This is a genomic window from Oerskovia gallyi, from assembly GCF_014836745.1.
Taxonomy (GTDB): domain Bacteria; phylum Actinomycetota; class Actinomycetes; order Actinomycetales; family Cellulomonadaceae; genus Oerskovia; species Oerskovia paurometabola.
Map to the genome: position 1 here is coordinate 99134 of NZ_JACSQE010000004.1, position 23574 is coordinate 122707.

The following is a 23574-nucleotide window of genomic DNA, read 5'->3' on the forward strand; positions in this document are numbered from 1 at the left end:
TCGCTGTTGCGCAAGCGCAGGAGGCCCGTTCGCGAGTAACGATTCCGTTACTCATGACGCCTTGCAACCGCTCACGGTGGTCGCGCTCCCACCCCTGGTGACCTGCGAAAGCCCGTCAGCAAGCCGGAAAGGGGGTCAGCAGGTCCCGATCACCGGCGACGCGGCTGCGACGTCGACGACCGACGGACCAGGTGCGTCGGGTAGGTCAGGCTCTCGGGCACCGGGGCGCCGTTGATCATCTCCATGAGCAGCATCGACGCGTCCGCCCCCTGCTGGTAGGCGTCCTGCCCGATCGTCGTCAGCCCGACGAGCTCGCCCAGGTCGTGCCCGTCGACCCCGATCACCGACAGGTCGCGCGGCACGTCCAGGCCCAGGTCGCGCGCCGCGAGGATCGCGCCCATCGCCATCTCGTCCGACGCCGCGAAGATCGCCGTGACGTCCGGGCGACGACGCAACAGCTCCTTGGTCGAGGACCGCCCACCCGCGACGTCGAAGCCACCGTTGACCATCAGGTCCGGTGACGGCTCGATGCCGGCCTTGCGGAGCGCGCGCTCGTACCCCGTCGAGCGCTCGACCGGCGGCGACCAGGACGAGACCAGGTCCGGCTGGCCCGTGATGTGCCCGACGACCCGGTGCCCCAGGTCCAGCAGGTGACGGGTCGCCAGCGAACCGGTCCGCACGTCGTCGAGGCGGACCGTCACCTGGTCCGCCGGCCCCGAGCCCACGAAGGCCAGGGGCGTCCCCAGCGCCACGAGCGAGGCCACCTCGTCGTCCTCGAGCGGCAGCCCGACCACGAGCGTGCCGTCGACACGGCGCCGCAGCACCGTCGGGTCGACCGTGCGGCGCGGACGCCCGTCGTCGACCTCGAACGTGTAGAGCAGCACGTCGTAGCCCACCGAGCGCAGCGCCCGCTCGGCACCCTCGATGACGTTCGCGAAGAACCACCGGCTCACCCACGGCGTGATCACGCCGATCGTCCGGGTCCGCCCGGTCGCGAGCGACGCCGCCGACGGCGACGGGACGTACCCCAGCCGCTCGGCCTCCGCGCGGACCCGTGCCCGCGTCGAGGCCGACACGTTCGGCAGCCCCCGCAGCGCACGCGAGACCGTCGCGGTCGACACACCAGCCGCTTGCGCTACCTCGTCAATTCCTGCCACGAGGAGCGATTGTCCCCCGTCCACGGAGCAGAAGCGATTCACGGCGCGGGCGGACGGCGACGATCCGGGCGGCGCGGGCGGTTCACGACGGGCCCCCACGAGCGGCCGCGGAGGCCGCGCGGTTGCACCCCGGGCACCCTCCCGTGACACCCTGGGAGCAGGTCGGAGGCCGCCGCGACTTCCCGCGGCGACCCGGCACGCACCCGCACGCACCGAGAGGAACACCATGATCGAGCTGAGGACCCCCCGCGAGATCGAGCAGATGCGCCCGGCGGGCCGCTTCGTCGCGGACGTCCTCACGCAGGTCGGCGCGGCCGCGAAGGTCGGCGTCAACCTGCTCGAGCTCGACGCGATGGCCCACGAGATGATCAAGGACCGCGGCGCTGAGTCCTGCTACATCGACTACCACCCGTCGTTCGGGGCGAGCCCCTTCGGCAAGGTCATCTGCACGTCGGTCAACGACGCCGTGCTGCACGGCCTGCCGTTCGACTACCGCCTCCAGGACGGCGACCTGCTGAGCCTCGACTTCGCGGCGTCGGTCGACGGCTGGGTCTCGGACAGCGCCGTCTCGTTCGTCGTCGGGAACCCGCGGGCGGGCGACCGTGGTGCCGCGGACCAGAAGCTCATCGTCGCGACCCAGGAGGCCCTCGCCGCAGGGATCGCGGCCGCGCAGCCGGGCAACAAGGTCGGCGACATCTCGGCCGCGATCGCCGCCGTGGGCCACGGGGCGGGCTACCGGATCAACACCGACTTCGGCGGGCACGGCGTGGGCCGCACCATGCACGGCGACCCCCACGTGCCCAACGACGGCCGCAAGGGCCGCGGCTTCCCCCTCAAGCCGGGCCTCGTGATCGCGATCGAGCCGTGGTTCCTCGAGACGACCGACGAGATCTTCACCGACCCCGACGGCTGGACGCTGCGCAGCGCCGACGGCTCGCGCGGCGCGCACTCGGAGCACACGGTCGCCATCACGGAGGACGGCCCGCTCGTCCTGACGGCGCGCGACTGACCCTCCCCGGCTGACCGCGAGGTAGGACGTCCTGAGCGAAGTAGTGCGCAGGGCGTTCTACCTCGCGCAGAACGTCCTACCTCGCCGCGACCGACCTCTTGTAGAACGTCGCCGAGTCCTCGTAGCCGAGCGCGCGGTAGAAGTCGCCCGACCGTCTGCTCGCGAGCGACACGTAGGCAGCCCCGGACTCGGCAGCCCAGGTCTCGGCAGCCAGCATCATCTTCCGCCCGACGCCCTGACCACGAAGCCCTGGGTCGACCATGACCTCCTCGACCCAGACCACGGTGCCGTTGGCGAGGAACGTCGGGTGACGGTGCGCCAGCAGGTACCCGACAGCGCCGCTCCCCTGGTCCGCGACCAGCAGCAAGGCGTCGGGAGCCGCCAGCAGCACCCCGAACGTCGACTCGAAGGGTTCGCGGCGCGGCCTGAACGACGTCGCGAAGTCACGGGCCAACGGCCAGACGGCGTCGAGGTCGTCGGCCGTGGCCCGCCGGACGATCGTGGTGGCTGCTGCGTCGTTCACGCGCGCAGCCTAGCGGGGCCCCGCGAGGTAGGACGTCCTGCGTGAAGTAGCGTGCGGGGCGTTCTACCTCGCGCAGCGCGTTCTATCTCGGCACGGGGATCAGCGAAGAGCATCAGACCAGGCTGCGCAGCACCGCGACCGCACCGGCCTCGTCGATGCTGCCCGTGACCTCGTCCGCCGCCGCCTTGACCTCGGGCTCGGCATGGCCCATGGCCACCCCGCGACCCGCCCAGCGCAGCATGTCGATGTCGTTGCTGCCGTCGCCCACGGCCACCGTCGCGCCCGGGGCCACGCCCAGCAGCCCGCGCACGCGCTCGAGGGCGCTCGCCTTGGTCACGCCGAGCGGCGCGATGTCCATCCACGCGGTCCAACCCACCGCGTACGTGACGTCGCTCAGCCCCAGGGACCCGGCCAGCGCGCTGAACTCCTCGCTCGTCGACCCCGGGTTGCGCACCACGACACGCGTGACCTCGCCCGACCACAGCTCCTCGAAGTCGACCACGTCGTGCACGCCGTCGAGCTCACCGTGCGGGAAGAGGTCGTTCATGCGGAAGCCGATCCCGACGTCCTCGACCGCGAAGAGCGCGTCCGGGAGCTGGTCGCGCAGCAGCCGCAGCGCGTTCTCCGGGTTGAACGTGATCATCTCGTCGACCACGTACCCCGTGGGCGACGCGTCGTCGAAGCGGGCCGTCACGGCGCCGTTCGAGCACACCATGTACCCCTCGGACAGGCCCAGGCGCTCGGCGATGGGCAGCACCGCGATGAGCGACCGCCCCGACGACAGCAGCACGTGGTGTCCCGCCGCGCGCACGGCGGCGATCGCGTCCGCGACACCGTCGCTCAGGACGTCGTCGTGGCTCAGGATCGTCCCGTCGATGTCGAGCGCGACGAGCAGCGGCCCCTCCCCCGGACGGGCCGGGTGCGCGGCACGGGCCGCGTCCGACCGGGCGTCCGCGCCCGACGGCGTCACCTCGCCCGGGTGCGACGGCGCGCTCGCGGGAGCGACGTCGTCGGGCCGGGGGGTGCTCGTGGCGACCTGCGAAGGGCCCGTCACTCTGTGCCCCTCGACGTGGCCTTCGACGACGCGACCACGGGCTCCAGGACCTCGAGCCCGCCCAGGTAGGGCCGCAGGCCCTCCGGGACGCGGACCGACCCGTCGGGCTGCTGGTGGTTCTCGAGGATCGCGACGATCCAGCGCGTCGTGCCCAGGGTGCCGTTGAGCGTCGCGACCGTGCGGGTCTCGGACTTGCCGTCGACCTCGACGCGCTCGCGCACGCCCAGACGGCGAGCCTGGAACGTCGTGCAGTTCGAGGTCGACGTCAGCTCGAGGTAGCGCTCCTGCGTCGGCAGCCAGGCCTCGCAGTCGAACTTGCGGGCCGCGCTCGACCCGAGGTCGCCCGCCGCCGTGTCGATCACGCGGTACGGCAGCTCGCACTTGCGGAGCATGGCCTCCTCCCAGGCGAGGAGACGCTGGTGCTCGGCCTCGGCGTCGGCCGGGTCGACGTAGCTGAACATCTCGACCTTGTGGAACTGGTGCACGCGGATGATGCCGCGCGTGTCCTTGCCGTACGAGCCGGCCTCGCGGCGGTAGCACGCGCTCCAGCCCGCGTAGCGCTTGGGGCCGTCCGACAGGTCGAGGATCTCGCCCGAGTGGTAGCCCGCGAGCGCGACCTCGCTCGTGCCGACCAGGTACAGGTCGTCGGCCTCGAGGCGGTAGATCTCGTCCGCGTGCTCGCCCAGGAACCCCGTGCCCTGCATGATCTCGGGGCGCACGAGCGTGGGCGTGATGACGGGCGTGAAGCCCTCCTGGATCGCCTGGTCCATCGCGGCGTTGAGCAGCGCGAGCTCGAGGCGCGCCCCGACCCCCGTCAGGTAGTAGAACCGGGCGCCCGACACCTTGGCGCCGCGCTCGGTGTCGATCGCGCGCAGGCCCTCGCCCAGCTCGAGGTGGTCGCGGGGCGTGAAGCCCTCGGCCGCGAAGTCGCGGACGGTGCCCTCCTCGCGGAGCACGACGTAGTCGTCCTCGCCGCCCGGGGGCGCCCCCTCGATCACGTTCGAGATCTTGTACAGGATCGACTTGAGCTGCGCCTCGGCGTCGTCGGCGTCCTTCTGGCGGGCCTTGACGCCCTCCGCGAGCTGCTTGGTGTGCGCGAGCAGGGCGGTCTTCTCGTCGCCCTTCGCCTGCGCGACCTTCTTGCCCAGGGACTTCTGCTCGGCGCGCATCTGCTCGAAGTCCGTCAGCGCGCTCCGACGGCGGGAGTCGGCGTCGAGCGCCTGGTCCACGAGGGCGGGGTCGTCGCCGCGAGCCACCTGGCTGGCGCGGACGACGTCGGGGTTGTCGCGCAGAAGTCGAAGATCGATCACCACTAGAGGGTATCCAACGTGCGGGAGGGCGCGGCACGGGGCCCGCCGACGGTGACCGGCACGTCACCCTCGGCGGGCGGGTCCGTCACCCTCGGCGGCCCAGCGGGATCACCAGCGGCGTGCCCGTGACCGGGTCGTCGATGATCGTGCAGCGCAGCCCGAACACCTCCTCGACCAGCTCGGCCGTCACGATCTCGCCCGGCGCCCCCTGCGCGACCACGGCCCCGTCCTTCATCGCGACGAGGTGCGTCGCGTAGCGGCAGGCGTGGTTGAGGTCGTGCAGCACCGCGACGAGCGTGCGGCCCTCGCGGTTGAGGTCGCCGAACAGCTCGAGCAGCTCGATCTGGTGCGCGATGTCGAGGAACGTCGTGGGCTCGTCGAGCAGCAGCAGCTCTGTCTCCTGCGCGAGCACCATGGACACCCACACGCGCTGGCGCTGCCCACCGGACAGCTCGTCGACGGGCCGTGCCGACAGCGGCGTGACCTGCGTGGCCGCGAGCGCCCGCACGACGGCGTCCTCGTCCTCGCGCGACCACTGCCGCAGGAGCTTCTGGTGCGGGTAGCGGCCACGGGCCACGAGGTCGGCGACGGTGATGCCGTCGGGCGCGATCGACGTCTGGGGCAGGAGCCCGAGCCGCCGCGCGACCTCCTTGGCCTTGTAGGACGTGATGGTCTTCCCGTCGAGCACGACCTGCCCGGCGCTCGGGGTGAGCAGCCGAGACAGGGCGCGCAGCAGGGTCGACTTGCCGCACGCGTTGGGCCCGACGATCACGGTGAAGGACCGGTCGGGGATCGCGACGTCGAGCCCCTGGGACACGATGCGCTCGTGGTACCCGATGCTGAGGCCTTCGGCGCGCAGCCGAGGCTCGCCGGGCTCGCCCGGCGCGCCAGGCCCAGCCTGCCCGACGGCGGAGCCCGCCGAGGGAGCGTCGGCCGCGGCCGAGGTCGTGGTCGCCGGGGTCGCCGGCGTCGTGGTCGTGGCGGTCATCGCCGTCTCCTCGGGAGGGGTGGGGCTGGTCGGGGCCGTGGGGGTCCGGGTGCTCATTGCCGCCTCGCCTCCCGGGCGAGCAGCCACACGAGGTAGCAGCCGCCGATGCTCACCGTCACGACGCCCACGGGGAGCTGCGTGGGCGCGAACGCCCGCTGCGCGACGAGGTCGCTCGCGGCGAGCAGCGCGGCACCCATGGCGGCCGAGGACGCGAGGCCGACGGTCGCGCCGCGCGTGAGTCGTCGGGCGAGCTGGGGTGCGGCGAGCGAGATGAACGCGATGGGTCCGGCCGCGGCCGTGACGAGCGCGGTGAGCGCGACCCCCACGACGACGAGCGAGAGCCGCGTGCGTTCGGAGCGGACGCCCAGGGCCTGCGCGGCGTCGTCGCCCATCTCGAGGACGTCCATGCGCCGCCCCAGGAGGAAGAGCGGGGGCACGAGGACCGCGAGGATGAGCACGACGGGCAGCACCTGGGTCCAGGACAGCCCGTTGAGGCTGCCCGCTCCCCAGGTCGCGGCGGCCATGGCCCGCGCGAGGTCCGCCTTGAGGATGAGCCAGGTGTTGACGGACGCGAGCATGGCGCTGACAGCGATGCCGACGATGATGAGCCGGAAGCCCTGGACACCGTTCTTGTACGCGAGCAGGTAGACGATGCCCGCGGTCACGAGCCCGCCGATCATGGCCCCGGCGGCGACCGCGCTGTACGAGCCGCCGAGCAGCAGGATCACGACGAGCGCCCCGGTGTAGGCGCCGGTGTTGAAACCGATGATGTCGGGGCTGCCGAGGGGGTTGCGGGTCAGGGACTGGAAGATCGCGCCGCTCATCCCGAGCGCCCCGCCGAGCAGGATCGCGAGCAGGACGCGGGGCAGGCGCCACTCGACGACGACCATGCGGATCACCTCGGGGGCGTCGCCGGTGAGGGCGCGCAGCACGTCGGGCACGGCGACGGCGTAGTCGCCGACACCGAGCGCGACGACACCCACGGCCGCGGCGAGCACCACGAGCACGAGGGTCACGACGGCGGCGCGCACGTCGAGTCGTGCGGAGAACCGTCCGCGGCGCGAGCGCACGACCCGGGTGGGTCGGCCGAAGTCGAGGCGAGCACGCGGCGTCTGCACGGGCGCGGTCACAGCCCGCTCACCTGCCTGCGTCGCACGAGCCAGATGAGGACCGGGGCGCCGACGAACGCGGTGACGATGCCGACCTGCAGCTCGGCAGGCCGCAGGACCAGGCGCGCTGCGACGTCGGACACCAGGAGCAGGATGGGTGACATGACGAGCGTGTAGGACAGGATCCACCGCTGATCGGGTCCCACGATCCAGCGCGCGACGTGCGGGACCATGAGCCCCACGAACCCGATGGGGCCCGCGGCGGCGGTGGCCGCCCCGCACAGGAGCGTGACCGCGACGACCACGATCGTGCGGGTCCGGTTGATGCTGGCCCCGAGGGACCGGGCGAGGTCGTCGCCGAGGGCGACCGCGTTGAGCGGGCGCGCGGCGACGACCGCGAGCACGACCCCCACGAGGATGAAGGGCGTGACCGTCCCGACCATCTCCCACGAACGGTTGCTGAGCGTGCCCGCCCCCCAGTAGCGCATCTTGTCGAAGACCTGCGGGTTGAGGAGCGTGATCCCCGACGAGATCCCACCGAGGACCGCGCCGATCGAGATGCCGGCGAGCGTGAGGCGGATCGGTGTCGCTCCTCCGCGCCCGAGCGAACCGATGAGGTAGACCACGACGGTCGTCACGATCGCCCCGAGGAACGCGAACCAGATGTACTGCTGGATGTTGACGACGCCGAACGTCGCGACGCCGAGCACCACGGCGAACCCCGCGCCCGCGTTGACGCCCAGGATGCCGGGGTCGGCGAGCGGGTTGCGCGTCAGCGCCTGGATCAGCGCGCCCGAGAGCCCCAGCGCGACCCCGACCAGCAGTCCCAGGGCCGTGCGGGGCAGGCGCAGGTCGCGCAGGATGACCACGTCGTTCGGGTCGGCGCCGGGCGCACCGACGAGCGCGGACCACACCGAGGCGAGCGGGATCGTCTTGGAGCCCACGGCGAGGCTCACGAAGACCATCACGACCAGGACCCCGACGGCGACGAGCAGCCACGCGGTCCGCGTCGCGTTGGTCGCAGCGAGGCCGGGCGCCTTGTCGGGGGTGCCTGGCGCCTGGTCCTCGCCGGGTGGAGGGCCGTCCTGGGCGGGCGCGGGGGCCCGTTCGGTCGTCGTCATCTCACAGCCCCAGCGACTCGAGCTTGTCGAAGTACGCGTCCGTGACCTCTTCCTCGTCGCGGTCCTCGTCCGCCCACAAGGCGTCGATCCACGCCTTGACGCTCGGGTCGAGGTTCTCCCAGCGCTCCTCCCACTCCTCGGCCCTCGCGGTCCAGTACCCGATGGTCTTGTAGGCCGTGACCGGCAGGCCGCGCTCGTGGCGCAGGTACCTGCGGACGGCGCGCAGCACCGTGGTCTCTCCCGCGAACCAGACGTACCCGACGCCGTCGGGCAGGTCGATGCTCCGCAGGATCTCCTCGAGCCGGCACGGACCGTGACCGTTGCCGCCGTAGACCCACGCGATGTCGACGTCCGGGTGGGCGGGGAAGGACTGGCGGTGGCCCGCGTCGGGCACCTCGACGACCACGCGCGTGCGCACGCCCGCCGGGGCCTGCTCGATCAGCCGGCCGACCGCGGGCAGGCCCGTCGCGTCCGCGAGGAGGATCTGCCAGGCGAGGTCCGCGGGCGGGTCGTACAGCCCGCGCGGGGAGTTCAGCCCGACGACGTCGCCCGGCTTCGCCTGCTGGGCCCAGGTCGCGGCGACTCCCCCGCCGTGGACGACGAAGTCGATCACGACCAGGCCCGGCGCGGGCACCGCACGGACCGTGTAGGTCCGCAGGGGTGAGGCCTGGACGCCCTCGGGGTAGTCCCACGAGTCCTCCGTCGCGAACGGCAGGACGGGCTCGGCCTCACCCGGCGCGGGCAGGAAGACCCGCAGGTACTCGTCGCCGACGCCCGTGGACTCGAAGTCCGCGAGGCCCTCGCCGCCGAGCGTGACCCGGATCATGCCGGGGGTCAGGCGCTCGACCGCCACGACCTCGGCGCGGTGGATGCGCATCACGGCAGCAGCGCCTTCTCGACGACCTCGAGGAACGCGTACTGGCCGCTGGGCGAGCCGTAGATCATCTCGAGGTCGTGCACGGCGACCTTCCCGTTCGCGACGAACGGCAGCGAGGTCCACAGGCCGTTGCCCGCGAGCTCGGCGAACGGGTCGGTGAGCTCGCCCGTCTTCTCGTCGGGGGCCGTCGAGGTGAAGACCCAGTCGATGCCCGCGAGCTGCTCGAGCTGCTCGGTGCCGAGCGTGGTGCCCTCCTCGCCCTCGGCGAGCGGCGTGATCCTCAGACCGAGGTCGTCGAAGACGAGGCACGGCGTGCCGTAGCAGGACACGATGACCTCGCCGTCGCCGTAGCCGACCGGCCCGACCACCGGGTCGATGCCGGCCGCGGCGAGCCGCGCCTTCACGTCGTCGACCTTGGCCTGGTACTTCGCGGTCCAGGCGTCGTGCTCGGCGACCTTGTCGAACGCCTTCGCGACCTCGGCGAAGCTCTCGCGCCAGTCACGGCCGTCGAACCCGTTGAAGCTGTACGTCGGGGCGATGTCCGGAAGCTTGGTCACGAGCTCGTCGTCGTAGCCCAGCCCGTTGAGGATCACGTCGGGCTTCGCGGCGAGGATCTCCTCGTAGTTGTACTCGGGGAAGTTCTCGAACGTCTTGATGCCCTCGAGCGCCTTCTGGTCGAAGAACGACGGGAAGGTCGTGTACCCCTGCGAACGGATCGGCTGGGAGTCCGCGAGCGGGATGCCGAGCGTGATGAGCATGTCGAGGTCGGTCGTGTAGACACCGAGCGCGGCCTGCGGGTCGGTCGGGATCGTGGTCTCGCCGAACGCGCTGTCGACCGTGCGGGTCTCGACCTCGCCGGCACCGGAGCCGGAACCCGCGTCGGTGCCCGAGGCGCACGCGCCCAGCAGCAGGGCGAACGTCGCCGCGGAGGCGGCGGCAAGGGCTGAGCGGGCTGAGCGGGCTGAGCGACGGGTGGTGCGCGTGGTCATGGGACGTCCTGGTTCGGGCGGGCCGCGGGAGTCGCGGCGGTGAGGGCAGGGTGGCGGGTGGGACGGCCGGGGCGCGACGGCCTCTCGGCCGGGCCGTCGCCCCCGGGTCAGAGCAGGCGCGCGGCCTCGCGCAGGTCCTCGGCGAAGACCTGGGCGGTCAGGGCGAGCCCGAAGTTGCGGTCGTAGCGGAGCTCGGCGACGCGGCCCGCCTGGACGGCGGGCACGGCCTGCCAGGCCGGGTTGGCGGTCGCGGGGTCCTCGGGGTTCTGGAGCACGATCAGGTCGGCGTCGTGGAAGACGTCGAGGTTCTCGAACGAGTACCTCGACACCGAGCCGTTGCTCTGCCCGGCCTCGGGGACCACGAGGTCCATGCCGACGTCGCGCGCGATGCCCGAGCAGAAGCTGTCGGGCTCCTGGATCCAGAAGCCCTCCTCGTCGGCGCCCGCGATGACGACCGTGCGCCCTGCGACGAGCGGGCCGATCTCGGCGGAGACGTCCGCGACCGTGGCGTCGTAGGCGTCGATCGCCTCGGTCGCCTGCTGCTCGCGGCCGAACGCGGCGAGCTGGCGCCGGAGCGACGCCTTCCAGTCGGGGTCGTCGTCGCCGACGACGAGGACGGGCGCGATGCCCTCGGCCAGCAGCTCGTTCTCCTGGTAGTAGTTCCACCACCCCGCGCCGACGACGAGCATGTCGGGCGAGTGGGACAGGATCGACTCCGCGTTGGGCTCGATGTTGGAGCCGCCGAGGCGCTCGACGCCCTTCGGCAGGTGTGCCATGAGGTGGCTCTCGTCGGACCACTCGGTCGCGACGATCGGCAGCCCGGCGAGGAGCGCGAACTCGAGGCCTGCGCGGGCCTCCAGGACGACGACCCGCTCGGGGTGCAGGGGCAGGTCGGTGCGGTAGCCGTCGTGCTCGAACGGCTGGGTCCCGCCGCCCGCCGAGCCGGCCCCGGCCGACCCTGCCCCGTCGCCGCACGCCGCGAGGATCCCGGCGACCGTCAGTGCCCCGGCGCCGATGAGGAAGTCGCGGCGGGTGATCGCCGCGACGATCCGCTGCCACTGCCCCTCGGCGACCGGGAGGAGCGTCACGTCGGGGACGTCGGTGCGGGCAGGCAGGACGAGGGTCACAGGAGCTCCCGGGCAGGGGACGGCGACGCGACGGTCGACATCGGTTGGTTAGGTATCCCTACCCTAACCGGGCCTGCCGCTCCGGGACCGGCCGATCGTCGCCGGCAGCGGCCAGGGGATGTTCCGCATCGGCCCGCACCGAGGCCACGTACCAGCCCGGCGTGTGCCCGAGCACCCGGCGGAACGACTGCACGAACGCGCTCGCCGTCCGGTACCCCACCCGCCGACCGACCGTCCCCACCGGCATCCCGCCCGCGAGCAGCCCGATCGCGACCCGGACGCGCGCATGGATCCGCCACTGCGCGAACGTCATGCCCGTCTCCCGGTGGAACAGCCTGGAGAAGTTCCGCACGCTCACCGACACCTCGCGCGCCCACGCCTCGAGCGGACGCGTGTCGGCAGGGTCGTCCAGCAGACGCCTGGCGACCGACGCCAGGCGCGCGTCCGAGGGCATGGGCAGCACCATGGGCGTGACGTCCACGGGAGACAGGAGGTCGACGACGACGCGCTCGCTGCGCCGTCGGGCCGCCGGGGCCATGTCGCGCTGCGACAGGTGGATCATGAGCTCGCGAGCGGCGGGCGGGACCGAGACCGCGGTCGTGCGGTGCGCGCGGTCGAGGACCGCCACGAACGGGTCGTCCGTGGGCTCCGGGGCGGACGCCGCGGGTGCGGTCGCGAGCGGCTCGGCGGGCGCCGCCGCACCGTCCGCGTCCACATAGGTGCAGTAGAAGCCCGTGCCGCCTGCGGTCTGGACCGCGTGCGCGACACCCGCAGGGATCCACAGCCCGATCGTCGGCGGGACCGCGAAGAAGCCGTGCTCGGTCTCGACCGTCAGCACGCCCTGCGTGCCCCACAGCAGCTCGTGGAACGCATGCACGTGCACGGGCCACAGGCCCGGTGTGCTCGGCGGGAAGTGCGACGTCGAGACCGAGCGGACCTCTCGCGCGGCCGCCAGGAGCGCTGCGGCCTCGGCGGTGTCGGCGTCACGCGGGCCGTCCGCGGCGTCGTGCCCGCCGCCCGGGAACCGGACGTGCACGAGGGGGATCGAGGAGGCTGAGGACGCCTGGCCGATGAGCGACATGATTGGGCAGGCTATCCCACATCGGCTCAGGAAGGTAAGCATTACCTTAGCAAGCATGCCCCTCCGTACCCGTCGTCCCGCACGCCGCGGCGGGCCCCCGCCGACGACCGTCGGCCAGGTCTTCCGCCTCGTCCTCACCGGGAACCGCCGGTGGCTTCTGCTGACCGCGGGCGCGAGCGGCTTCATGGTCCACCAGGTCGCCGAGGCGCTCGTGCCCGTGCTGATCGGCGTGGTCGTGGACCGCGCGATCATGCCGCGTGACGGTGCCGCGCTCGGGCTGTGGCTCGGGGTCCTCACGGCGGTCTTCCTCGTCCTGACCATGGCCTGGCGGATCGGCATGCGCTCGACCGTCCGCGCGTTCTCGTTCGCCGCGCACGACCTGCGTCAGCTCACCGTCGCGCGCGTCCTCGACCCGCGCGGCATGGCCAGGCGCCGCGCGGCGGGCGAGACCCTGACCATCGCGTCCTCCGACACGAACCGCGTCGCGGGGATCGCCTGGCTCGTCACGGGACAGCTCGGCGCGCTCGCCGCGATCGGGACGACCGCCGTGAGCCTCCTCCTCGTCTCCGTCCCGCTCGGCGTCGCGGTCCTCGTCGCGACCCCCGTGATGCTCCTCGTGATGCACCGGCTGTCCGTCCCCCTCGAGGCGCGCAGCGAGGCCGAGCAGGAGACCGCGGCCCGCGCCGGCGGGCTCGCGACCGATCTCGTCACGGGCCTGCGCGTCCTCAAGGGCCTGGGCGCGGAGCAGGCCGCGGCCGACCGCTACCGCCGAGCGAGCCGCGGCTCGCTCGCGGCCGCGCTGCGCGCCGTCCGGTCCCGCGCCGCGTACCAGGCCGTGAGCGAAGGGCTCTCGGTGGTCTTCCTCGCGACGGTCGCGCTCTTCACGGGACGCATGGCGCTCGCCGGGCAGATCACGGTGGGCGAGCTCGTCGCCGTCGTCGGCCTCGCGCAGTTCGTCCAGGAACCCATGTCACGCACGGGCTTCCTGGGCGTCGAGCTCGCCCAGAAGCGCGCGTCCGCACGCCGTCTGCTGCTCCTGCTCGGCGAGCCGACCGTCCACAGCGCCCCGGCCCGGCCTGTGGACGCGGGCGTGGCGGGTGCGACGCCGTCGGGCGGCTCGGTGACCCTCGCCGGGGTCTTCGGCGGCTCCACGCTCCCGTCCGTCACGGTCCGCCGCGGCCAGGTCGTGGGCGTCGTCGTGCCCGACGCCGGGGACGCGGCCGCGCTCGTCGACGTCCTCGGGTGCCGTGCACCCGCGCCACCAGGAGCCGTCGTCGTCGACGGGACCGACCTCTCCACACTCGACCCCGCGACCGGACGCGCCCTCGTCTTCGCGGCCCGGCACGACGCGTCGCTGTTCAGCGCGAGCGTGCGCGACAACCTCGCACCCGACGGCCCGCTCGACCCGCGCGCGCTCGACGCGTCGGGGACGACCGAGGTGCTCGGGCATCTCGGCGACGGCCTCGACACCCACCTGACCGGGCGCGGCCAGCACCTGTCCGGCGGGCAGCGCCAACGCCTCGTCCTCGGCCGGGCGCTGCACCGCCCCGAACCCGTGCTGGTGCTGCACGACCCCACGACCGCCGTCGACACCGTGACCGAGGCCCGGATCGCGGCGGCGCTGCGCGGTCTCCCCGAGCGCACGTTGCTGCTCGTCACGACGAGCCCGACGCTGCTCGCGGCGTGCGACCACGTGGTGGTGGCCGTGAGCGGGACGCCCGGTGGGGCCGGGGTCCACGGCGCGGCCGGCGCGGCCGGTTCGGCCGGCTCGGCCGGCTCGGCCGGCTCGGCCGGCTCGGCCGGCTCGGCCGGCTCGGCTGGCTCGGTCGGCTCGGTCGGCACCGGCGCCGAGCTGGTCGCGTCGTGAGCGCCGCCGCCGCGACCGGGGCCGGCCGCGCCGCCCCGGCGCACGAGATCCTGCCCGTCGCCTCGACCGCCGCGACCAACGCGGCGCTGTGGCGCATGCTCACCCGCCGCCGATGGCTCTTCGCCGGGACCGTCGCCGTCCTCCTGGCCGGGTCGGTCGCGGGCCTCGCGATGCCCGCCCTGCTCGGGGTCCTGGTCAACGTCGTGGTCGAGGGCGGCGAGACCGCCGACCTCGTGCGCTACGCACTCCTGCTCCTCGGGGCCGGCGTGCTGAGCGCGGGACTCGGCTACCTCGGCCAGACCCTCCTCGCCCGGATCTGCGAGGGAGCACTCGCCGACCTGCGCGAGGACGTCCTCGCGAGCGCGCTCGACCTGCCCCTCGAACAGGTCGAGCAGGCGGGCGTCGGCGACGTCGTGGCTCGCGTCTCGGGGGACGTCGACGCCGTGAGCGAGGCGATCTCGGGCGTGCTGCCCGCGGTCACGTCGGCCGCGTTCACGATCGTCCTGACGCTCGTGGGCCTCGGTGCCCTGGACTGGCGCTTCGCGCTCGCCGCGGTCGCGGCCGCCCCCCTGCAGGTCGTGTCGCTGCGCTGGTTCCTGCGCCGCTCGGGCCCCGTGTACCGGGAGGTGCGCGTCGCCGAGGCGCAGCGCACCGAGCAGGTCATCGAGACGGTCGCGGGTGCGACGACCGTCACGACGCTCGGGCACGGCGACCGGCACGAGGCACTCGTCGCTGCGTCGTCGCTGCGGGCGATCGACCTGTCGCTGACCGGGATCGGGCTGCTCACCCGGTTCTACAACCGGCTCAACGTCGCCGAGCTCGTCGGGCTCGGGGCCGTGCTGGCCACGGGGTTCTGGCTCGTCTCGGACGACGCCGTGACCGTGGGCGCGGCCACGGCGGCGGCCCTGTACTTCCACCGGTTGTTCGGGCCGATCGGGACGGTGCTCGGCGAGTTCGACGAGATCCAGAAGGCGGGTGCGGGCCTCGCCCGCCTCGTGGGCGTGACGGCGGCGACGGCGGAGCCCGCCGAGGGTGACGCGATCCCCGCCGAGGGTGACCACCCCGGTCCGGCGCCCGCCGCCCGGAAGCCGCGCTCCGCCGTCGTGCTCCGGGGCGTGACGTTCGCCTACACGCCCGGGCGCGACGTCGTGACCGACGTGGACCTCGACGTCGCCGAGGGCGAGCACGTCGCGCTCGTCGGGGCTTCCGGGGCCGGCAAGACGTCGGTCGCGAAGCTCGCGATGGGCATCCACCGCCCGACGCGCGGCGCCGTGCACGTCCTGGGCACGGCGCCGGGGCGACGCCGTCGGGCCCCGCACGACGACGGCCGACGGACCGACGCCGCGATGGTGAGCCAGGAGGTCCACGTGTTCAGCGGGACGCTCGCCGAGGACCTGCGCCTCGCGGCCCCCGACGCAAGCGACGCGGAGCTCGCAGCGGCGCTCGACGCGGTCGACGCGCACTGGGCGCACGACCTGCCCGACGGCCTCGCCACCGTCGTCGGCGCGGGCGGACTCGACCTGTCGCCCGACCGTGCGCAGCAGCTCGCGCTCGCGCGGATCCTGCTGCTCGACCCGGCCGTCGTCGTGCTCGACGAGGCGACCGCGGAGGTCGGGACCGACGGCGCCGCGACCCTCGACCGAGCCGCACGCGCGGCCCTGTCCGGGCGGACCGCGGTCGTCATCGCGCACCGGCTGAGCCAGGCCCAGGTCGCGGACCGCGTGGTCGTCATGGAGGCCGGGCGGATCGTCGAGTCGGGGACGCACGACGAGCTGCGCCGGGCGGGCGGCCAGTACGCGCAGCTGTGGGCGGCCTGGGAGCGAGGAGAGGGAGACCGCCGAGGGTGACGGGTACGTCACCTTCGGCGGGCTCGGACGTCATCGTCGGCATCCCGGGCGCTACCGTGTCGAACATGGGTTGGGAGATGTGGTTGGGGGTCGCGGCGGTCGCCATCTCCGCCGTCGCGCTCACCGTCGCGATGACGGTCTGGTCGCAGCAGCGACGTCGTCGTCGCCTCGACCCCCCGCTCGCGGTCGCCGAGGCGCTCACGGAGGACGTCGGTCAGCTCATCGCGTTCGTCGCGAACCCCTCCAAGCCCGCGGTCGCGAACCTCGAGCGGACGGTCCGGCGCGTGTGCGCCGACGCCGACCTGCCCGAGCCCCTGTGGCTCGAGACCACCATCGAGGACCCGGGCGTCGGGCAGACCCGCGAAGCCCTGTCCCGCGGCGCCGACATCGTGGTCGCGGTCGGCGGCGACGGCACGGTCCGGGCCGTCGCCGAGGGCATGGTCGGCACGGGCAAGCCCATGGGCCTGGTGCCGCTCGGCACGGGCAACCTCCTCGCGCGCAACCTCGACCTGCCCATCGCCGACCCGGACGAGGCCCTGCGCATCGTCGTCGCGGGCGCGGACCGCGTGATCGACGTCGGGTGGGCCCGCGTCCTGGAGTTCGCCCAGCCCGACGGCGCCGCGCACGACCCCGCACGGACCGGCACCACGGGTTCGGGCGCGGCGGGCGACGACGCGACCGGCGAGGCGCCCGGGACCGGCGAGGCGGACGAGGTCGGCGCCGGGACCGGGACGGACGGCGCGAACGACACGGCAGGGGACGCCCTCCCCGAGCAGGACACCGAGACCGCGCACATCTTCCTCGTGATCGCGGGACTCGGTTTCGACGCCGCGATGGTCGCCGACGCCGACGCGTCGCTCAAGGCGAAGATGGGATGGGTCGCGTACTTCGTCGCGGGCATCCGCCACCTGCACGGCCGCCGCCTGCGCGCGCAGATCCAGCTCGACGACACCCCGGTGGTCAGCGCGAAGCTCCGCACGCTGCTGGTCGGGAACTGCGGCAAGCTGCCCGGCGGCATCACGCTGCTCCCGGACGCGGTGCTGGACGACGGCATCCTCGACGTCGCGGCGATCGACACCCGGGGCGGAGTCGTCGGCTGGGCCCAGCTCTTCGGCGACGTCGTCATGCAGGGCTTCGGCGTGCGCAACGACCTGCCCGCGAAGATCGGTCGCATCGACCATGCGCGCGCCAAGCGCGTCCGGGTCCGGGTCGAGGGCGGTGAGCAGGCACAGGTCGACGGCGACCTGCTGGGCAAGGCCGTCGAGCTCGAGGCCTGGGTCGAGCCGGGCGGGTTGGTCGTGCGGACCGCCTGACCGGAGGGCATCATTCGACCTGACGCACCGTCCTACCGAGGAGCACCACCTAGATGACCGCACTGCAGGACGCCCCTCGGCCGCCGGGCCTCGCGCCCTCGACCCGCACCCTGCTCAGCCTGGCCGCCGCCGTGATCGTCCTCGCCGGGATCTACCTCGCGCGCGGCCTGTTCGGCCCCCTCGCCCTCGCCGCGGTCGTCGTCATCATCGTGCAGCCGGTCCGGGGCCCGCTCCAGCGGCGGGGCTGGTCCCGGTGGGGGGCGACCACCGCGACCATCGTCACGGCCTACCTGATCCTTGGCGCCCTCGCGGCCCTGCTCGCGTTCGCGGGGGTGCAGTTCGCGAGCCTCGTGGGCCAGTACCTCGACGACCTGTCGGACATGGTCGCGCAGGCCACCACGTGGTTGGAGTCGTTCGGCGTCGAGGGGCAGGTCACGGACGCGCTGGCGTCCTGGCTCGACCCGAGCACTCTCGCGGGCTTCGCCGCGACGATCGGGGGGACCGCCATGACGGTCCTCACGGCCTTCTTCTTCGTGCTCGCCTACGTGATCTTCATGGCCGCCGACGCGACCCGCTACCAGGACGCCCGCTCGCGCTTCGGTGCGGAGCGCCCCGCGACCCTCGACCGCATCACCGCGTACAACTCGGGCGTCCGCCGCTACTTCGTGGTCAACGCGTCGTTCGGTGCCGTCGTCGCCGTGATCGACGGCCTGGCCCTGTGGTGGATGGGGGTCCCGGCCCCGGCGGTCTGGGCGATCCTCGCGTTCGTCACGAACTTCGTGCCCAACATCGGGTTCGTGCTCGGCCTGGTCCCGCCCGCGGTCATGGCGCTCGTCGTGGGCGGCTGGCCGCTCGCCCTGGCCGTGGTCGCCGTGTACTGCGTGGTGAACGTGGTGCTCCAGGTGCTGGTCCAGCCCAAGTTCGTGGCCGACGCGGTGAACCTGAGCCTCACGCTGAGCTTCTTCTCGGTCGTGTTCTGGACGCTGGTGATCGGGCCGTTGGGTGCGATCCTGGCCATCCCGCTGACCCTGCTCACCCGGGCGCTCGTCCTCGAGGGGGACCCGGGCTCCGGCTGGTTGCGCTACCTGTCGGGGGACACCTCGGCAGGCGCGGGCGCAGAGCCTCCTGAGGCTCGCGGCGAGGACATCGACGACGGAGGTGACGACCGGGGCCCGAGCGACGGTGCCGACGCGCCGGCCCCTGACGCCCCTCCTCCGGCCGCCGCGCAGGCACCGGACACGGACGTCTCAGCCCCCTCCCGCGACCGCTGAACCCGCGCTTCTCCCCCGTTCCCTAGGGTTTTCCCTAGCGATGGCATCTTCTTGACCTGCGCCTGAGACAGGCTTCTTCCTGTGCGCAGGGCACCTCCCTCGCACGCTTCCGGCCCGCCGCGACCACCCTGGGCCGACCTCGTGGAGGAACGGTGCCCGACCCGCTGGTCGAGCGGGCCCCCGGAGACGCTCCCCGTACGCTGGTCCGGTGACGAAACCGGCCGCTGACCTGCCCTTCTCGCGACCGCGCACGCTCCGGACGGCCGTCGCCGTCCTGCTCGCGCTGGTCTGCCTGGTCGGCACCGCGCTGCCCGGGCACGCCCTGCCGGGGACTTCGGCCCCCACCGAGACCCGGCCGACGCTCGCGCAGGCCCCGGCCGCGGAGTCGACCGAACCGACGCCGACCATCCTGGTCGCCGTGGCGGGCCTCTACTGGCGTGACATCTCCCGGACCGCCACGCCGACGCTCTGGAGCATGATCCGTACCGGCTCCGTCGCGTCGCTCGTCGCCGGGCGGACGGCGTGCACCACCGACGCCTGGCTGACCCTCTCGGCGGGCCAGATGGTCTCGACAGCCGACGCGCCTGCCTCCGCCCCGACGAACGAGCCCGGCGAGCCCGGTGAGGACGGCGAGGACGGCGCGGTGGACCCCGCGGTCACGGGATGCCCCGAGCTGCCGCAGCCGGTCGCCGCGAGCGGCGACCTCGAGGGGCCCGCGACGATCCCTGGGTGGGCCACCCTGACCCAGCAGCCCGACGACGTCACGGCCCAGCACCCGGCAGGCGCCGTCGCGCAGCGACTGGCCGACGTCGACGTCTGCGCGACGGCGGTCGGGCCGGGTGCCGCGGTCATGCTCGCCGACGGGGCCGGGCACGTGTCCCGCTACGTCTCGGGGATCGACCAGATCCCGGCCGGCGACCTGCAGTCGTGCCCCGTCACCGTGATCGACCAGGGAGAGCTCTTCGACAGCACCGGACGACGGGGCGAGAGCCTCGAGGCACTGGACGCGACGCTGCGGCGCATCGTGAAGGAAGCCGACCTGGGCACCCGCGTCCTGATCGCCGGGGTCTCGGCGGGACCCGTCGGAGAGCCCGGCCCGCAGGTCGTGGTCGACTGGCGGCCCGAGGTCGTGACCGGCACCTGGCTCCACTCCCCCTCGACGCAGACGGACGGCATCGTCCAGCTCGTCGACGTCTCGGCGACCATCGTCCACGAGGCCGGCGGGAGCACCGAGGGGCTCGACGGCGCACCCATCTCCCTGGGCGAGACCCGTCGCATGGACGTCTCCCGGACGGTCGAGAACCGGCAGTACTTCAACGTCCTGACCAGCACCATCCCGAGCCTCTACCCAGTGCTCGTCGGCCTGCTGATCGCGGCGCTCGTCGTGACGCTGGGCGGGCTGCTGTGGGTGCGCAGGGCGGCTCAGCGACGCGGCTCGCCGACACCGGTGCCGCCCGGCCGGGTGGGACGGCGCGTCACGACGGCCGTCCTGGTGGTGGTCGCCTCGGCCCCCGTCGGCGCGTCGCTCGCCAGCCTGTCCCGGTGGTGGGTCTGGAGCGCCCCGAACGCCGCCGCGACGCTCGCCCTGACCGCTGCCACGGTCCTGGTCGCGGTCGTGGCCTGGTCCTGCTCGCGCCTGCTCCCCCGGCGCCCGTGGGCCCTGCCGACCGCGCTCGGGGGCGTGACGTGGCTGGTGCTCACGATCGACGGGGCGACGGGGACCACGTTGCAGCAGGCCTCGTTGCTCGGGACGTCCGCGGTGGTCGACTTCACGCGCTTCTACGGCTTCAACAACGTCACCTTCGCCGTCTACGCGGTCGCGGGCCTCGTCCTCGCGGGCGGCCTGGCGAGCGCGGCCGTCGAGCGGGGACGCCGACGGCTCGCGGCGGCCCTCGTCGCCGCCGTCGGGACGGTCACGGTCGTCATCGACGGCTGGCCCGGTTTCGGCGCGGACTTCGGCGGGATCCTTGCCCTCGTGCCTGCCTTCGCGGTCCTGGCCCTCCTCGTCGGGAAGGTCCGGCTGACCTTGCTGCGGATCGCGGTCGTGGCCGGGGCGACGGTCCTCGTCGTCGCCGTCATCTCCGTGATCGACTGGCTCTCGCCGACCGGCAGCTCGCACCTGGGAGGGTTCGTCCAGTCGTTGCTCGACGGCGGGGCCTTCGAGGTGATCGCCCGCAAGGCTGCCGGGGCGTGGAAGACGATCGCGAACCCGGGGGGTGTGCTCGCCACCGTCCTCGTGGTCGGCCTGAGCATCGTCCTCCTGCGCCCCGAGCGGTGGCGCCTTCCGGAGGTGGCTGCGGCGTACCGGGCATGGCCGCTGCTCAAGCCCACGGCGATCGCCCTGGTGGTCGTCGCGGGGGTCGGGTCCGTCCTCAACGACTCGGGCATCATCATCGGGATCATGGTCTTCGTGGTCGGGGCAGCGATGCTCGTGCCGGGCTTCATGACCGACGACCTCGCGCCCGCGGACGCCGGGTCGACCGGCCGCCCGGACGGCGACGCCCGCGCCGTCCTCACCACGGCGGAGGCCCTGGCAGCGCCCGGTGTCCGCCGGATGCCCACCATGGTGGCCACGATCGGCGGCGGCCTGTTCGTCGTGATCCTCCTCGCCTCGAGCGTCCTGAGCGCGGCCGGGGTGCGCTCGCCGCACGCCACGGTGCCCGCCGGGACCGAGGTCGCCCCGAGCAGGTCCGACGTGGTCGCCGCGGACCAGCCGCTGGTCGTGGTGGGCACCGCGGGGGTCACCTGGGAGGACGTCTCGTCGGGGTCGGCCCCGACGCTCAACGACATGCTCACCGACGGCGCGGGCGCAGCAGGTGTCTCGCAGCCCACCGGCGCGGCGGGACGTTGTGTCGCGGGCGGGTGGCTCGCCCTGTCCGCGGGCCAGCTCGCGGAGGTCACGACGCAGCGCGGCGCCGACGGGTCCTGGGCCTGCCCGGACCTCACCCCCGTCGTGTCGGGAGACGGTGCCCAGGTGTCGGGGTGGGACGACCTGGTCGCCCTGCAGCGCGGGTCGACCTACCAGGCTCGGCTCGGGGTGCTCGGGGACGCGCTGACCACGACCTGTGCCACCGCCGTCGGGCCGGGAGCCGCAGCAGCCCTCGCGACGTCCGACGGCGCGGTCCCGCGCTACCGGGACGCCGCCGGGGCGTTCGCTCCGGGGACGGACACCTTCGCGTGCCCCCTCACCGTGGTCGACGCGGGAGACGCCACCGTGCCACCGCTGGACCCCACCCGGTCGGCCGCGGAGCAGTCCGCCGACCGCGCAGCCGCCCGGACCGAGCGGCTGCGCGCGGTCGACGAGCGCGTGCGCACGGTTCTCGACCGCGCCCCGTCCGGTGCGACGGTGCTGGTCGTGGACGTGAGCGGCAACCCCGGCGCCCGTCCCGTCCTCGGCGTCGCGCTGGCCCGACCGACCACCGACGGCCCGGACCAGGCGCGCTTCCTCACGAGCGCGGCCACCCGGACCGACGGCGTGGCCCGGCTCCTCGACGTCCCCGCGACCATCCTCAGCGCGGCCGGGGTGACTCCCCCGCCACGCATCCAGGACACACCCCTGGCATGGGGGTCGGTCCGTGCCCCGGACGCGGCCACGACGGCGTCCTCGCTGGCCGACCTCACCTCGCGAGACCACGTGCGGCGCACCGTGTACTCGTTCTTCGTCGACGTCCCCCTCTACGCGGGCCTCGCGCTCGGGGTCGCGTGCCTCGCGCTCGCCCCCGTGGCTTCGAGAGCACGCTCGGCCCGAGCCCGCGCCAGGTGGGCCCGCGCCTGGGTGTGGGCCCGAGGGGCGGCGCTCGTGGTCGCTGCCGTCCCCACCGCGGCCTTCCTCACCTCGCTGACGGGATGGTGGCGGTTCGCGAACCCGACGCTCGCGATCGTCCTGTCGACGGTCGGCGCGACGGCGATCGTCGCGGCTCTCGGGGCGCTCGCTCCACGACGGCCCGCCTGGTTGGCCCCGGGGATCGTCGCGGGCATCACGTTCGTCGCCCTGAGCCTCGACGCGATGATCGGCACCCCGCTCAACCGCGCCAGCCCGCTCGGGTCGGCGCCGACGTTCGGCGCGCGCTTCTACGGGTTCGGCAACCCGACCTTCTCGGTGTACGCCGTGGCCGCTCTGGTCCTGGCCGCCGCGCTCGCGCAGTGGCTCGTGCTGCGGCACCGGCGGGTCGCCGCCGCCGTGACCGTCGGGGTCATCGGCGTCGTCACGATGGCGATCGACGTGTGGCCCACGTGGGGGGCCGACCTGGGCGGTGGCCTGGTCCTCGTGCCGGCCTTCGCCGTGCTGGGCCTGGCCGCCTCTGGCGCCCGCGTCACCTGGCGCAGGTTCTTCGCGGTGGCGGCCGTGGGCGTCGCCGCGGTCGCCGCGGTGGGCGTCCTCGACTGGCTCCGGCCACCGGACCAGCGGTCGCACCTCGGCCGTTTCGTCGCCCAGGCGGTCGACGGCAGCGCGTGGGAGACGCTCGCCCGCAAGGCGGGCTACGCCCTGCGCTCTGTGCTGGGCGGTGTCCCCGTGTGGCTCACGATCCTCGTGCTCGTCGCGGCCGCGCTGCTCCTCTTCGGGTCGAGGCGCTTCACGCCACGATGGTTCGCCCGCACCGAGGCGGCCTGGCCGCTCCTGCGCCCGGCGCTCCTCGCACTGTGGATCGTGTCCGTGGCGGGGTCGGTCGTGAACGACTTCGGGGTCCGGATCGCGATGATCGCCCTCATCCCGGCGATCCCGCTCCTGACGGTCGCGGCGCTCCACGCGTCGGCGTTCCCGGGGGAGGATCCCGAACCGTCCGAGGCCTCGACGGCCGACGTCCCGGTCGGGGCGGCCCCCGCGCGGCCGACGGCGCCGCACGACGCGCCCGACGACGGAGCCGCACCGCCCGACGCGGCGGAACCTGCGGCGTCGGGCAGGTAGGACGACGAAGCGCCCGGGCGGAGAC

General features: G+C 73.8%; 17 protein-coding genes. 6 read left to right on the plus strand and 11 right to left on the minus strand.

Annotated elements, in window-relative coordinates; genetic code table 11:
* Positions 1-149: 149 nt before the first annotated feature.
* Positions 150-1199, minus strand: a complete 1050-nt coding sequence (locus H9640_RS06205) for a LacI family DNA-binding transcriptional regulator (RefSeq protein ID WP_318243676.1) — start codon at positions 1197-1199, stop codon at positions 150-152.
* 184 nt (positions 1200-1383) lie between these two features.
* Here H9640_RS06205 and map point away from each other — a divergent pair, with 184 nt between their 5' ends.
* Positions 1384-2166: a type I methionyl aminopeptidase gene (gene map / locus H9640_RS06210; protein WP_191789851.1), complete on the plus strand. Its 783-nt coding sequence runs from the start codon at positions 1384-1386 to the stop codon at positions 2164-2166.
* 76 nt (positions 2167-2242) lie between these two features.
* On the opposite strand, the gene H9640_RS06215 is transcribed toward map, so the two are convergent.
* The 10 genes from H9640_RS06215 to H9640_RS06255 all read right to left on the minus strand — a co-directional run bounded on the left by H9640_RS06215 (position 2243) and on the right by H9640_RS06255 (position 12345).
* A complete protein-coding gene (locus tag H9640_RS06215; protein WP_318243677.1) occupies positions 2243-2689 on the minus strand; it encodes a GNAT family N-acetyltransferase in 447 nt (148 codons plus the stop codon).
* A 112-nt stretch (positions 2690-2801) separates the two neighbouring features.
* Entirely contained in the window at positions 2802-3743 is a 942-nt protein-coding gene (locus tag H9640_RS06220; protein ID WP_318243678.1) for an HAD family hydrolase, read from the minus strand.
* Positions 3740-5053 carry a serine--tRNA ligase gene (gene serS, locus H9640_RS06225; protein ID WP_191789852.1) on the minus strand — a complete coding sequence of 438 codons (1314 nt, stop codon included), beginning with the start codon at positions 5051-5053 and terminating at the stop codon, positions 3740-3742. Before serS ends, H9640_RS06220 begins: the two co-directional genes overlap by 4 nt.
* Before the next feature lie 85 nt (positions 5054-5138).
* Positions 5139-6041: an ABC transporter ATP-binding protein gene (locus tag H9640_RS06230; protein WP_191789853.1), complete on the minus strand. Its 903-nt coding sequence runs from the start codon at positions 6039-6041 to the stop codon at positions 5139-5141.
* 53 nt (positions 6042-6094) lie between these two features.
* A complete protein-coding gene (gene fepG, locus H9640_RS06235; RefSeq protein ID WP_204807148.1) occupies positions 6095-7171 on the minus strand; it encodes an iron-enterobactin ABC transporter permease in 1077 nt (358 codons plus the stop codon).
* Complete coding sequence (locus tag H9640_RS19080; protein WP_225226801.1) at positions 7168-8271, minus strand: Fe(3+)-siderophore ABC transporter permease; 1104 nt, start codon at positions 8269-8271, stop codon at positions 7168-7170. The genes fepG and H9640_RS19080 overlap by 4 nt, the downstream gene beginning before the upstream one ends.
* Before the next feature lies 1 nt (position 8272).
* The gene (locus H9640_RS06240; RefSeq protein WP_191790040.1) at positions 8273-9148 is read right to left on the minus strand and encodes a siderophore-interacting protein; all 876 of its coding nucleotides are present in this window, start codon (positions 9146-9148) and stop codon (positions 8273-8275) included.
* Entirely contained in the window at positions 9148-10137 is a 990-nt protein-coding gene (locus H9640_RS06245; protein ID WP_191789854.1) for an ABC transporter substrate-binding protein, read from the minus strand. The genes H9640_RS06240 and H9640_RS06245 overlap by 1 nt, the downstream gene beginning before the upstream one ends.
* A gap of 107 nt (positions 10138-10244) precedes the next feature.
* Positions 10245-11264 carry an ABC transporter substrate-binding protein gene (locus H9640_RS06250; protein WP_191789855.1) on the minus strand — a complete coding sequence of 340 codons (1020 nt, stop codon included), beginning with the start codon at positions 11262-11264 and terminating at the stop codon, positions 10245-10247.
* 58 nt (positions 11265-11322) lie between these two features.
* On the minus strand, positions 11323-12345 hold the full coding sequence (locus H9640_RS06255) for a helix-turn-helix domain-containing protein (RefSeq protein ID WP_191789856.1): 1023 nt from the start codon (positions 12343-12345) through the stop codon (positions 11323-11325).
* Positions 12346-12400: 55 nt separating this feature from the next.
* Here H9640_RS06255 and H9640_RS06260 point away from each other — a divergent pair, with 55 nt between their 5' ends.
* The 5 genes from H9640_RS06260 to H9640_RS06280 all read left to right on the plus strand — a co-directional run bounded on the left by H9640_RS06260 (position 12401) and on the right by H9640_RS06280 (position 23549).
* Positions 12401-14212 (plus strand): ABC transporter transmembrane domain-containing protein, encoded by a 1812-nt coding sequence (locus tag H9640_RS06260; RefSeq protein WP_225226802.1) that lies wholly within the window; start codon positions 12401-12403, stop codon positions 14210-14212.
* Positions 14209-16059: an ABC transporter ATP-binding protein gene (locus tag H9640_RS06265; protein WP_318243679.1), complete on the plus strand. Its 1851-nt coding sequence runs from the start codon at positions 14209-14211 to the stop codon at positions 16057-16059. The genes H9640_RS06260 and H9640_RS06265 overlap by 4 nt, the downstream gene beginning before the upstream one ends.
* Before the next feature lie 65 nt (positions 16060-16124).
* Positions 16125-17372: a diacylglycerol/lipid kinase family protein gene (locus H9640_RS06270; RefSeq protein ID WP_191789857.1), complete on the plus strand. Its 1248-nt coding sequence runs from the start codon at positions 16125-16127 to the stop codon at positions 17370-17372.
* 53 nt (positions 17373-17425) lie between these two features.
* Positions 17426-18643, plus strand: coding sequence for an AI-2E family transporter (locus tag H9640_RS06275; RefSeq protein ID WP_191789858.1), 1218 nt, complete (start codon positions 17426-17428; stop codon positions 18641-18643).
* A gap of 208 nt (positions 18644-18851) precedes the next feature.
* The gene (locus H9640_RS06280) at positions 18852-23549 is read left to right on the plus strand and encodes a hypothetical protein (RefSeq protein WP_191789859.1); all 4698 of its coding nucleotides are present in this window, start codon (positions 18852-18854) and stop codon (positions 23547-23549) included.
* Positions 23550-23574: the final 25 nt, after the last annotated feature.

Bases quoted from the DNA above. Each gene is read 5' to 3' on its own strand.
- map (WP_191789851.1), top strand. From the start codon at position 1,384: ATGATCGAGCTGAGGACCCCCCGCGAGATCGAGCAGATGCGCCCGGCG.
- H9640_RS06230 (WP_191789853.1), bottom strand. From the start codon at position 6,041: ATGACCGCCACGACCACGACGCCGGCGACCCCGGCGACCACGACCTCG.
- H9640_RS19080 (WP_225226801.1), bottom strand. From the start codon at position 8,271: ATGACGACGACCGAACGGGCCCCCGCGCCCGCCCAGGACGGCCCTCCA.
- H9640_RS06240 (WP_191790040.1), bottom strand. From the start codon at position 9,148: ATGCGCATCCACCGCGCCGAGGTCGTGGCGGTCGAGCGCCTGACCCCC.
- H9640_RS06245 (WP_191789854.1), bottom strand. From the start codon at position 10,137: ATGACCACGCGCACCACCCGTCGCTCAGCCCGCTCAGCCCGCTCAGCC.
- H9640_RS06255 (WP_191789856.1), bottom strand. From the start codon at position 12,345: ATGTCGCTCATCGGCCAGGCGTCCTCAGCCTCCTCGATCCCCCTCGTG.
- H9640_RS06260 (WP_225226802.1), top strand. From the start codon at position 12,401: ATGCCCCTCCGTACCCGTCGTCCCGCACGCCGCGGCGGGCCCCCGCCG.
- H9640_RS06270 (WP_191789857.1), top strand. From the start codon at position 16,125: ATGGGTTGGGAGATGTGGTTGGGGGTCGCGGCGGTCGCCATCTCCGCC.
- H9640_RS06275 (WP_191789858.1), top strand. From the start codon at position 17,426: ATGACCGCACTGCAGGACGCCCCTCGGCCGCCGGGCCTCGCGCCCTCG.